The 11,603-nt window shown below is 40.4% G+C and carries 11 protein-coding genes; 2 read left to right on the plus strand and 9 right to left on the minus strand.

The annotated features are described in order from the left end of the window. Positions 1–48: 48 nt before the first annotated feature. From BW935_RS07560 to BW935_RS07605, 9 genes are all read right to left on the minus strand, one after another. Positions 49–690, minus strand: coding sequence for a DUF2911 domain-containing protein (locus BW935_RS07560; RefSeq protein WP_076500154.1), 642 nt, complete (start codon positions 688–690; stop codon positions 49–51). 327 nt (positions 691–1,017) lie between these two features. Beyond that, positions 1,018–1,833, minus strand: a complete 816-nt coding sequence (locus BW935_RS07570) for an enoyl-ACP reductase FabI (RefSeq protein ID WP_076500158.1) — start codon at positions 1,831–1,833, stop codon at positions 1,018–1,020. A gap of 107 nt (positions 1,834–1,940) precedes the next feature. Continuing rightward, positions 1,941–3,593, minus strand: coding sequence for a DNA repair protein RecN (gene recN, locus BW935_RS07575; RefSeq protein WP_076500160.1), 1,653 nt, complete (start codon positions 3,591–3,593; stop codon positions 1,941–1,943). Between the two features lie 44 nt (positions 3,594–3,637). Next, complete coding sequence (gene porD / locus BW935_RS07580; RefSeq protein WP_076500162.1) at positions 3,638–4,540, minus strand: type IX secretion system protein PorD; 903 nt, start codon at positions 4,538–4,540, stop codon at positions 3,638–3,640. 36 nt (positions 4,541–4,576) lie between these two features. Then, positions 4,577–5,785 (minus strand): bifunctional phosphopantothenoylcysteine decarboxylase/phosphopantothenate--cysteine ligase CoaBC, encoded by a 1,209-nt coding sequence (gene coaBC, locus BW935_RS07585; RefSeq protein ID WP_076500165.1) that lies wholly within the window; start codon positions 5,783–5,785, stop codon positions 4,577–4,579. Next, entirely contained in the window at positions 5,785–6,099 is a 315-nt protein-coding gene (locus tag BW935_RS07590) for a DNA-directed RNA polymerase subunit omega (RefSeq protein ID WP_076500167.1), read from the minus strand. Before BW935_RS07590 ends, coaBC begins: the two co-directional genes overlap by 1 nt. A gap of 8 nt (positions 6,100–6,107) precedes the next feature. After that, positions 6,108–7,049, minus strand: a complete 942-nt coding sequence (locus tag BW935_RS07595) for an outer membrane protein assembly factor BamD (protein WP_076500169.1) — start codon at positions 7,047–7,049, stop codon at positions 6,108–6,110. Positions 7,050–7,121: 72 nt separating this feature from the next. Continuing rightward, positions 7,122–7,832: a T9SS type A sorting domain-containing protein gene (locus BW935_RS07600; protein ID WP_076500171.1), complete on the minus strand. Its 711-nt coding sequence runs from the start codon at positions 7,830–7,832 to the stop codon at positions 7,122–7,124. 187 nt (positions 7,833–8,019) lie between these two features. Further along, complete coding sequence (locus BW935_RS07605; protein WP_076500173.1) at positions 8,020–9,639, minus strand: OstA-like protein; 1,620 nt, start codon at positions 9,637–9,639, stop codon at positions 8,020–8,022. Between the two features lie 50 nt (positions 9,640–9,689). Between BW935_RS07605 and tilS the strand changes: the two genes are divergently transcribed. Both tilS and BW935_RS07615 read left to right on the plus strand, forming a co-directional pair. Beyond that, entirely contained in the window at positions 9,690–11,006 is a 1,317-nt protein-coding gene (tilS, locus tag BW935_RS07610; protein WP_076500175.1) for a tRNA lysidine(34) synthetase TilS, read from the plus strand. Positions 11,007–11,009: 3 nt separating this feature from the next. Then, positions 11,010–11,534 (plus strand): Crp/Fnr family transcriptional regulator, encoded by a 525-nt coding sequence (locus BW935_RS07615; RefSeq protein ID WP_076500177.1) that lies wholly within the window; start codon positions 11,010–11,012, stop codon positions 11,532–11,534. The last annotated feature ends 69 nt before the right edge of the window (positions 11,535–11,603 follow it).

Genomic DNA, 11,603 nt, shown 5'->3' on the forward strand with positions numbered 1-11,603 from the left:
AATTATTTCCTAAATAATAAAAGCTGCCCTTTCGGACAGCTTTCTGATTTATTTGATGCTGAATGGCATACTTACTTTGACCTGATCCCAGCTGAGGGAGATGGCACCTTCAGTGTCTGAGACTTTATCCACTTCGTAGGTTAGTCGCTGCACTTCATTGTCTAGATCGTTTGGCTTGACGCTTACCCTTACCAAATCATCTGCTTCATCATATTCGTCTGCTAGATGCTGGTCATAATGCTTATTGATAATCAATGTCCATTCCTCTCTTCCAGGAATGGTAAAGAATCCATACATCCCAGCAGGTACTTCGACATCATTGATAACTACATCTTCTGAGAATGTCACTGCTGTGGCCCAGTGCGAACCACTGACCCATACTTGATCATAAGAAACCAAGCCATTCCAGATTACACGTCCCCTTTTTCCTGGAGAACCATAATTGATCGTGACAGTAGCATCACCAATGGAACGAATAGCTTCTCTTCTAGCACTGCCTTTGAATGTATCTTCTATCAAGCCAGCATTGACGCTGTCGGCATAAGCTACTTTCTCCAAGAGATGCTCTTTCTCCAAGTTAGAAAGCTCTTCAGCTTCTGCTTCAAGGGTGACTTCTGTAGTTTCCTTATTTGCACCACCACAAGAGAATAGTAAAGTGGCGGAAAGTATGGTGATTAGTATTTTTTTCATGTTACTTTAAAATAGATGTGAGACGTTAGATATGAGACTCAAGACATAAGATTCAAGAAAATGATGGGGATTGTTTTTGTATCAAGTATGATGTACCAAGCAATAAAATTTGAAGAAGGCAAGATTTTATTTTTCAATCAGACTTACCAATCTTCCACAGGCCAATCCCGATACTCGGGACAAGCTATTCCAACTTTCCAACTTTCCAACCTTCCAACAATTCCCCAATCATCCAATCTTGCAATCCGCCACGGCGGACAAGTTATTTCAATTTTTCAATCTTCCAATCTTCCAATCCGCCACGGCGGACAAGTTCTTCTAATTCTATCACTCCCCTGTCAATCCTTCCATCAAATCCTCAGAGATTCCAGTGAAGGAGTAACCCCCATCATGGAATAGGTTCTGCATGGTCACATATCTAGTCAAATCGGAGAACATGGTGATGATGTAATCAGCACAAGCTTCGGCAGAGGCATTGCCCAGCGGAGACATTTTGTCAGCGAAGTTGTAGAAGGTGTCAAAGCCTCCAATTCCTGTTCCAGCTGTTGTTTTGGTTGGAGATTGAGAGATGGTGTTGACTCTTACTTTTTTCAGCTTACCATATCTGTAGCCGTATCCTCTAGCGATGCTTTCCAAAAGTGCCTTGGCATCTGCCATATCTGTATAGAAAGGATATACTCTCTGTGCTGCGATATAAGATAGCCCCATGATAGAACCCCATTCGTTCATGATGTCCATCTTCTCAGCTACATGCATCATTTTATGAAAAGAAATAGCAGATACATCATAAGACTTCATGGCCCAATCATAATTTAGGTCACCATAAGATCTGCCTTTTCGGATATTAGGGGACATCCCGATAGAGTGTAATAAAAAGTCAAAATTCCCGCCCAAGTATTCCTTGGCTTCGGTATATAGTTTTTCTAAGTCTTCCAAAGAAGTGGCATCAGCAGGAATGACGATGGTGTTGCATTCTTGTGCAAGCTCATTGATGGCACCCATTCTCATGGCTATGGGAGCGTTGGTCAGGACAAACTTAGCGCCTTGTTCTTTGGCTTTGAGGGCTGTTTTCCAGGCGATTGAGTTTTCGTCCAAAGCTCCAGTGATGATACCGACTTTTCCTTTTAGTAAGTTCTCAGGCATAGTATAGATGTGTTTTAGTTCAATTTTGATGGGTAAAAATACAGAAAAAATTTAGATCATCGTGGATTTAGCCTTGCTAGCCCTATTTCTATGACCTCATTCAATGCTTAGATTTTCAATAAATCCTTTGCACTTTCGATCGCACTATTGCTTGGATTGGCGCCAGCGATCATTTTGGCTATTTCTTGAATTCTTTCTTCTGCCGTAAGCAGCTTTACCTTGGAGATGGTTCTCGCAGTACTATTGTCTTTGTAGACAAAGTAATGTTGCTCTCCTTTGGCAGCTACTTGAGGGAGGTGGCTGATACAGATGACTTGGTGATTTTGGGAAATTTCCTGCATCATACGTACCATTTGCAAGGCTACTTCTCCTGATACTCCCGTGTCGATTTCGTCAAAAATCAACGTAGGCAAGGCCATTTTGTCCGCCATGATGTATTTGATGGCGAAGATCAATCTTGAGAATTCTCCTCCTGAGGCGACTTGCTTGAGGGCTTGGGGTTTTACTCCCTTATTTGCTGAGAATAGTAAGTCCACCTGATCCATACCGCTTGGAGTAGGTGTGCTGCTCAGCTGAGATAATACGATGCTGGCGTTCTCCATGCCCAATTGCTGGAGAAGGCCACTCAACTCTTTGGCGAATGGATCAAAAGCAGATTGCCTCTTGGCACTCAGTACCTTCCCTGCTGCCAATACTTCTTGGTAAAGTTGCGCTGATGTAGTGCGGAGTCGTTCTAATTCCTCGTCCAGGTGATCTAATTGGAAGGCCTTATCGGCCAGTGTTTTCTCCAGCTCCATCAATGCTTCCACTGAGTCTAAGGCATGCTTTTGTTGGAGTTGGTAGATTTTGCTGAGGCGCTCTCTGGTAGTTTCAAGTTTTTCGAAGTCAACTTCTATTTTGCTGTCTTCGTCCTCAAGTCCCTCAGCGATATCTTTGAGTTCGATCAAGGCTGTCTGGAAGCGCTCTCTATAAGTATCAAATTTTTGTGCAAGTCTACCTAGTTGTTGCAGAGCGCTATTGGCTTGGCTCAGTATATTGATTCCGCCAAACTGATCGTCTTGCAGTTGGTGGAGGATTTCATGGATTTTGCTTTTGATTTCCTCAGCATTTTCCAATATTTCTTGTTCAGACTCTAAGTCTTCTTGCTCTCCTGCTTGCAGGCCAAGGCTGGAGAGCTCCTCCAATTGAAACTGATTGAAGTCTGCTTCTTTTTTTAAGTCTTGTGCTTCTAGCAGGAGCTTTTCATAAGCCTTTTTGGCTTGCTGATGAGATTTGAATGCTTGGCGATACTGTGCAAGTTCTACTTGGGTGCCAGCATATGCATCTATCAAGTTCAATTGATAGCCACCATCACCTAGCTGTAAGCTGTCATGCTGCGAATGCACATCCATCAAGGCTTTACCTAGCTCTTTGAGGTTTTCCAGCCTAACAGGGGTGTCATTGATAAATGCCCGGGATTTGCCATTGGGGCTGATTTCTCTTCGGATGATGCAATTCTCCTCGTAGTCTAAGTCTTCGGCTTCAAAAAACTGCTGCAAGCCGTAAGATTTGATGTTGAATTCCCCTTCGACGATACATTTTTTCTCTTCATCGAAGAGGGCTTTGGTGTCGGCTCGATTTCCCAGTAGCAACCCCACCGCCCCCAGCATGATGGACTTCCCTGCGCCAGTTTCCCCTGTGATCATATTGAGTGAGGAACAAGGCTTCATTTCCAAGCTTTGGATCAAGGCATAATTGTTAATGCTAAGGGATTTGAGCATAGAAGTTGGTCTTTATTGAATCAGACAAATCTAAGAAAATGATCTTAACCTTTGAGCAGGTCATTGTACTTTCTGGCGTTGTTGGGGTCTACTTTGAGAAGTAGTTCCACAGCCTCGGTCCTGATCTCTAGCGGTGCTTTTTTGAAGATTTTGCTGATCTCGTCTCCTTTGGCATCCATAAAAGAAATGGTGAAAATTCCGTTTGGTTGTGCTGTATTGGCATCTTCTACCTTTCGGATCGCTTCAAGCATATTTTTGAAAGCTTCTTCTGGATCTCTATTGAGTAGGTCCATGCCTTTTCTATGATAGAGGTATAGCGCTTCTCTGATGGGAGCAAAGACTGATGAAGTATAGATGTCATTGATCAGCCAGTACCTATTTCTCCTATCGCTAGGGTTTTGATTCCATCCTGGTCTTTGGGATTGTTGCGCATTATTGACTATGGCATTGGCAATCTCAAAATAAGGATCTCCTCCTCTCAAAGAGAAAGAATCATAATCTAAACCCAAAGCCATGTAGGCATAGTAAGCTAGGAGTGAGGAGATGTTGTTCAAAAATGAAAAACGATTGAATTCTAATGGCTGATTCTGAATGAATTCGAATGACCAGTTACGATCAATGAAATTGAAAACCATAGACTCGTAGTTTGTACCATAGATAGGGCGCACTACTTGTACCTGAACGGTTGCATTGTATAGTCCTACTTGGGGCATGTCATTGATGGTAATCAACATATTGCCCTTGATACGCTCCATGGGTTTAAATTCCTCATTTGTCCAATTTCTACCGTTGAGAAACTGTTCAAATGTGTTTTTCATATTCTCAAAAACTTCCTTCTCTTGAGTTCGTGCTCTGTCAGAGTTGATGATCACTTGGAAATTCAATTCTTGACTGAAACCGATCAGCGGGAGGAGGATGAGGGTGAATGCTGAAATAACTTTTTTCATGGAAGGATGAAATTCATTTCATTAAAGGTAAAAAAATCAAACGGTTTTTTGGAGTTTTTTGATAGCCATTAAGATTAGCTTAGCAATGTCAGTCTTAGGCAATACTTCTGAATTTTCCACGGCTCCATTTTGATCAAAAATAGTCACTTTATTGGTGTCATGCTGAAATCCCGCGCCTGATTCTTTCATGGAATTGAGCACGATCAAATCGAAATTCTTTTTAGCGAGTTTTTCCTGAGCATTTACAGCTTCATTTTCTGTTTCTAAAGCAAAGCCTACATGGATTTGATGTGAATTTTTGAGTGCAGCCAGACTCTGGGCGATGTCTACATTTTTGATCAATTCAATGGTCATAGACTCACCAGCTTTTTTGATTTTCTGAGATGCTACATTTTTCGGAGCATAGTCGGCTACAGCTGCGGCAAAAATAGCAATGTCAACTTTCGGATGGATTAACTTGGAGGTTTCATACATCTCTTGCGCACTGACTACAGAATAGATTTTGATTTGGGGGTGAGTTGGTTGCATAGCACCCTTGCCAAGAACCAAATGTACTTCGGCACCTCTCTTGGCAAACTCCTCTGCAAGTGCAGCTCCCATTTTACCACTAGAGTGATTGCTGATGAATCTTACTGGATCAATGGCTTCTTGGGTAGGGCCAGAGGTGAGCAGTATTTTTTTTCCTGTGAAGTCTTGCGTGCTTGCAAAGTGAAGGAGAACTTCTTCCAATATAAGCTCGGGTTCCATCATTCTTCCTTGTCCTGAAAGTCCAGAAGCTAGTTCTCCAGCTTCTGCATCTAGGATGATGTTACCGTATTGACTGATTTTCTTGAGGTTTTCCCTTACACTAGGGTGCTGATACATATCTAGATCCATCGCTGGGGCCACCATGACGGGGCACCTAGCTGAAAGGTAGGTTGCTGTGAGTAAGTTATCACATATCCCATTGGCGAATTTAGCCAAGGTGTTGGCAGAGATAGGAGCTACTAAAAATAAATCCGCCCAAAGTCCCAGTTCCACATGGTTGTTCCATTCACCAGTTTCATTTTTGTAAAACTGATGATAGACGGGATTTTTGGAAAGGGTGGCTAATGTAAGCGGGGTAATAAAATCAAGAGCAGAGGCACTGGCGATCACCTGTACCTCTGCTCCTTCTTTGATCAGTAAACGTGTCAAATGGGCAGATTTATAAGCAGCAATACTGCCAGTCACACCCAAAAGGATTCGCTTACCCTGTAGTTTCATTATCCTTCAATGTCAGTTTCTGGATGACGGGAATAAACCTTTCCTTCCATGAATTCTTCCATTGCCAAAGTAGATGGTTTTGGCATTCTTTCGTAGAACTTAGAGATTTCGATTTGCTCTTTGTTTTCGAAAACTTCTTCCAAGTTATCCACAGTAGAAGCAAATTCTGATAGTTTGCTGTTCAACTCTTCTTTTTGTGTAGAAGAAATTTGCTTTGCTCTCTGTCCGATGATGTGGATAGATTCGTAGATGTTACCAGTCGGCTCAGCGACTTTGTCCAAATCTCTGGTGATGATGGATGGATTGATTGCCATATCTTTGATTAATTATTGTTTTCAGTAATTGGAATTGTTCTTACCGCCTCACCTTCAGGCGAGATGGCTTTATTGGCTTCTTGTTCGGCTTTTAGTTTAGCCAAGCGCTCTTCATAATCTTTCTTCATAACTATGAAGTTGTCATATTCCTTGGTTGTCTTGATCGCGTAGGTTTCTACTTGTCCAAGGTATTTGCTCTGAGGGTATTTTCTCTTGAATTGCTCTGCAAATCGCGCAGAATCTTTAAGTCTATCTTCTTTTTTATCGAAGACACTTCGCTCAGCATAATTGTAAGCTACTTCGACGAGTCTAAAGGATAACTCCTCGTTATGCTTGCTATCCGGATAGTTTTTAGCAAAGTTTTGGAAATTGATGATGCAAGCTTTATAAAACTCACCTGGGAAAAGCCCTTCTGTCAATCGATGATACATCATAGATTCTTGATAGGCTTTTTCTTCAAATCTCCTTTGGAGGTCATCGATCATTCCCATAGCTCTCTCGTAAGAGTCTGATTCCGGGAATTTATTGATGAAAATTTGAATGGCATTGACTGCGTCTCTGCTACTTTTCTGATCTAGATTGAAGTCAGGAGCATCTAAGTACAAGGAGTAGGCGTTCATAAACATGGCTTCTTCAGCCATCGGACTTCTACTGTATGTTTGGTAGAATGTATTGAAATAACCCGCTGCTTCTATGTATCTTTTGGTTCGGAAATGACTGTAAGCATAATTGAAATCCGCTAATTCAGCCCTTTCACTACCTCTGATTACAGGCAATACTCTGTCATATAAGATAATGGCTTTATTGTATTCACCTTTTTCATAATAGCTGTTGGCAGCATCATACAATTCTTCCCAATTAGTACTTTTTTCAAGTTTGTAAAACTTGCCACAAGCGCTAATGGATAGGATCAAAGAAAGCGTGAATATATAAAAGAGGGATTTTTTCATAATTTTCAAGGTGCAAATATAGGGGAATATTAATTTGTATCAAACTTAGTATGATAGGCTAAGTGGGGAGCTTTATTCGACAACGAGTTTCTTGGTGACTATATTTTTATTGTCTACAAATAATGTATAAAAGTAAACGCCCGGCCTCAGGTCTTCTACATTCATGACTAATGTTCTTTGTCTTGGGTCTAATCTGTATTCAGCAATTGGATTTCCAATAAAGCTATTGATACTGATTTTGGCATTGGCATTCGGATTTTTGAAATTATAATCGATTTGGGCTATACGATTGCTTGGGTTAGGGTACACACTGCCTATAGAAATGTCTTTGTGGTCAGTCTGGTCTGCATCTTTGGCTGGATTGGAGACATTATAAATGGCGTCAATTACAAATAAATCCCTGTTATTTTCAGGATTGATGAAATGCAATTCAAAGTTTCCTTTTGTCTCTACTATCCCAAAGTCAAATTCAAGATACAGGTCTGTCACAATTTCGCCAGGTTTCAAACTTAGACGCACTTTTGCAAGATCTTTTCTCGGGTCAAAGCAATTGTCACCAATACAGATTTTGATATTTTGGGAAGTACCAATATTTCCTCTTAGAAACCTCAAGTTGTAATCCTTGCTGGAATTGCTTTCGTTTTGAATGATGAGGGATTTTCTTTGGGCTGTTCCAATTTTGCCGTTGAACTCTATGTTTTCTGATAATACGCGCACCTGCGCTTCCGAATCATACGGAAAAAGCAAGATCAAACATGCACATATCAAAAGAAAGGATTTCATGTAGAGTTTTTATTCAATAAGCCCGACTAATTATCTGATTTACTTATACTAATACGTATAAAAATACCTAATTGGTTTCAGGTTAAAAAGATTTAGTGGTTAATTTTTGTTAACCTTTTATAAAATTTTTTTTGCGCTTCTACGTTTTCACGGATTTATAAAAATAACAGGGTGCTTTTAATTTATTTTAACCCCCGGATTTAACCCGTTCATCTATTAAAATTTGTATTTCTTCATCAGTTGGGAGTGGAATTTCTACCTCAGGAATATCGAATAAATTTTCTTGATTTTTTCTTCTATTGATTGGATTTCTCCATGCTCTGATGATTTCCATGTTCGGTTTTTCGTCTTCCCTCCATTTGAATCCATCCAAGATTTTCTGATCTTCCTTGAGCATATGGGGAGGAGTGAATTGACCTTCAGGTTTGACCAAGTAGTTGATCTTGCTCACATTTCCTTCTTTAAAAAACATGATGATGTTGGCACAAATATTTTTATTGACACCCCGTAATGTGCTATCATTGAGCAAATCAAAATACAATGACTCTCCATTGCCTGTGACATCGAGTCTTTGGATTTGAGATTCACTGAATAAGCCTACCATTTTTCTACCTTTTAGTTGATTGAAGTTGCCTAAGGTGTCCTTACTTACGGAGAATGCTTTTTGGGTAAGAAAGACTTTCTCGATTTCTTCATTGGCAATCAAAAACCTGATGCTATCGGCTGTAATTTGTGTTTTGTCGTTCCAGATCACGGGGTCATTGTACAAGTGAATGGTCGAGTCTGAATAGATATAAGCCAGAGAATCTGATCTGCCTGCCAGTTCTGATTTGATCATGCGGACATTGTGAAAGGCCTGCAAGAATCGCTCAGCTTCATCCTCACTATCCTGAGAAATCAAAGTGTCGGCAATCATATACATGGTATCTTGCTCAAAATACTTCTTGACTAAGGCATTCCCATATACTTTAGAGTATTTCCTGTCTTCCCAGTACTTACCTTCTTCTCCAAAAATCTCTATATCTCGCTCCTTGTTATAAACGGCTACATCTCCCCTTCCTTCGTAATAAAGTTGATTTTCGTCGTAATACAGATTGTCGGCATAGACCCATGAAGTCTCTGTTTCAACATCGCCTTCATAGAATCTGAAAATTTTATTCTCAGTATCATAATAGCTTCCCTTTTGCGCATTCAATCTATTTCCTTCTGCTGAAACCACATTGGTAAGGCCTACCGTCTCGGCAGTTTTCGGGATTGTTCTGTAGATCAGGAAATTGGTTTTCAGCGTATAATCTGGGTTTACTAGAATCACATCATCTGTAAAGGTGATTTTTTCTATGGCGGTCTCATAGACACCATTTTTGCTCGTCAGCACATTGGTGGAGTCTACGACTTTTCCGTCATTGAAGTAATTGGCCACGCCTGTCTCTCTGTTGTAATCCAAAAACTCAGTATAGAGTGTGGTGGATTCATTTTTGAAAACTACGTTGGTTCTGAGCTTGGCGATCTTGGTGTTGCCATCATACTCTGCATACCTACTTCTAGTGGTGACAGGGTCTTTTTGATCTACTATTCTCACGTTACCGAATAGTTTGGCTTTGTTTTCTGTTTCAAAAAAATGCGCTGAGTCACAATAGATCAAAGAGTTTTGGTGTTTCATCACTGCATTACCAAGCAATCTTTGGAATCCTCCGCTGCCGACCAGTCGATCAGCTTTTCTGATTTCCAAGAGATTGTCATTTTGGGCTAGTGCCAAAAAGGATAGGAATAAGAAAAATATGGAGGGAAAGAGTTTCTTTTTGATCATTTGATTCGAGAGTCGGCAACAAAATTAAGCAAAAATGATATTTTTGGTCTATGGTTGAACATTTTATCCAGCATATACGCACAAAAAATCTTTTTGATTTAGAAAAACGCTATTTATTGGCAATCAGTGGTGGTTTAGATAGTACATGTCTCGGGCATTTACTCAAGGCAGCTGGTGTCAAGTTTGCATTGGTTCATTATAATTTTGGTTTGAGAGGAGCAGAGAGTGATGAAGATGAAGCTTTTGTAAAAGAAATGGCTGACTTGTGGAAGGTTTCTATTTATTCTCAAAAGGCAACTCCAGGAGTATTTGATCAGACTGGTAAGTCGATTCAGATGATTGCAAGAGAGTTGAGATACGCTTGGTTTGAAAGTATTTTGGAGACTAAAACTTATGCAGGGGTAGTCGTAGCGCACCATCTCGAGGATCAATTGGAGACCATTTTCCTCAACTTACTCAGAGGTACGGGTATAGAAGGTATGTATGGCATGGCTGAAAAAAGAGATTACTTGATTAGGCCATTGTTGCCTTTCAAGAAATCAGATTTGCAAGACTATATGGTCAGTCAAAGACTTCCTTGGCGAATCGATAGCAGCAACGAAAAGAATATCTACAAACGAAATTTCATTAGAAACGAAGTATTTCCACTGATTCAATCGGTATTCCCAGATGCGGTGACTACTTTAGAAGGGAGTTTTCAAAGGATCAAAGATACAGGCAAAGCATTTTTTCACCTTTACACACTATGGCGGCTTGAGCATGTCGTGGAAGAAGGGGGCTTCCAATATCTACCCATCAAAGCATTAGACAATCTTCCAGGTAAGCACTCTATGCTGTATTATTGGCTGAGAGATAGTGGGTTTGGGATGGCTGAAGTGGAAGAGGTATTTGCTGTTTTGGATCAAGGTGAATCTGGGAAGGTGTTTTTTTCAGGAAAGTATGTTCTCAATGTAGATCGAGCGTATTTGATCTTGGGTGAGCAGGATTTTTCTCAACCTGAAATCAAGATTGATAAGACCGCAATTTCCTTGGTGCTCAATACCGCGAAATATGATATCTTGCATCTGCAAGCTCCATCAGAGTTAGACAAGAGTACAGACAATGCCATGCTGGATTTGGATAAGCTAGAATTTCCTCTTTCAGTCAGGAATTGGCAAATTGGGGATAGATTGGTGCCTTTGGGGATGAAGCAATATAAAAAAGTTTCAGACCTGCTGATCGACCTGAAAGTCCCCGTCATTCATAAAAAAGGAGTTAGAGTATTGTGTTCCGGAGATGAAATTGTGTGGGTGATCGGGTATAGAGTGAGTGAATTATTCAAAGTAGACGTAAATACAAAGGCTATCCTGTATTTCAAAAAAAGATAAGTTATGATAAATCCATTTTCTAAAACCTTCACTGCATCCGAGCACGCAGTATTTGACTTTCTTTCTCAGGTTAAGTTTTTTGAGCGACTGAAGCATGGGGAGATGGCTAGGTTTTTACCTACCATTCATAATAGAAAGTATCAAAAGGACGAGGTGGTGTTTTTTAGAAATGATCCAAGTCAAGCATTATATGTAGTAAGAAGAGGAGCTATCAGATTGACTGTTGATATCAAAGAAAGCTTTGAGACAATACTGGAAGTTGGAAAAGGCGGAGCGTTTGGGGAGAATTCACTTTTGGAGAATACCAAGCGGATTTATACTGCTATTGTAGATTCGGAGGAAGCTGAATTGATGGTGATACCGCATTTTTCGGTTCAGGAAATATTTGAAGCACACCCAAAAATCAAAGCTAAGATGATGACTTCACTTTCTGAATTTTACAATCAGAATAATCAAAAGCTCTTCAAGTCCTATCAGAATTCCTTTGGCTTTTTCAATTTGGCGCAGATGTTTGACCATGAACAATAACTAGACAGGCGACGACAACGTATGGTCTAGGCAGCTTCCTTGACATTTACCATCAATTGCTTATCTATA

Source organism: Belliella pelovolcani (genome assembly GCF_900156785.1).
GTDB lineage: Bacteria > Bacteroidota > Bacteroidia > Cytophagales > Cyclobacteriaceae > Belliella > Belliella pelovolcani.

Excerpts from the sequence above, each read along its gene's own strand:
- BW935_RS07560 (WP_076500154.1), bottom strand. The coding sequence starts at position 690 with ATGAAAAAAATACTAATCACCATACTTTCCGCCACTTTACTATTCTCT.
- BW935_RS07570 (WP_076500158.1), bottom strand. The coding sequence starts at position 1,833 with ATGCCTGAGAACTTACTAAAAGGAAAAGTCGGTATCATCACTGGAGCT.
- recN (WP_076500160.1), bottom strand. The coding sequence starts at position 3,593 with ATGCTCAAATCCCTTAGCATTAACAATTATGCCTTGATCCAAAGCTTG.
- porD (WP_076500162.1), bottom strand. The coding sequence starts at position 4,540 with ATGAAAAAAGTTATTTCAGCATTCACCCTCATCCTCCTCCCGCTGATC.
- coaBC (WP_076500165.1), bottom strand. The coding sequence starts at position 5,785 with ATGAAACTACAGGGTAAGCGAATCCTTTTGGGTGTGACTGGCAGTATT.
- BW935_RS07590 (WP_076500167.1), bottom strand. The coding sequence starts at position 6,099 with ATGGCAATCAATCCATCCATCATCACCAGAGATTTGGACAAAGTCGCT.
- BW935_RS07595 (WP_076500169.1), bottom strand. The coding sequence starts at position 7,049 with ATGAAAAAATCCCTCTTTTATATATTCACGCTTTCTTTGATCCTATCC.
- BW935_RS07600 (WP_076500171.1), bottom strand. The coding sequence starts at position 7,832 with ATGAAATCCTTTCTTTTGATATGTGCATGTTTGATCTTGCTTTTTCCG.
- BW935_RS07605 (WP_076500173.1), bottom strand. The coding sequence starts at position 9,639 with ATGATCAAAAAGAAACTCTTTCCCTCCATATTTTTCTTATTCCTATCC.
- tilS (WP_076500175.1), top strand. The coding sequence starts at position 9,690 with ATGGTTGAACATTTTATCCAGCATATACGCACAAAAAATCTTTTTGAT.
- BW935_RS07615 (WP_076500177.1), top strand. The coding sequence starts at position 11,010 with ATGATAAATCCATTTTCTAAAACCTTCACTGCATCCGAGCACGCAGTA.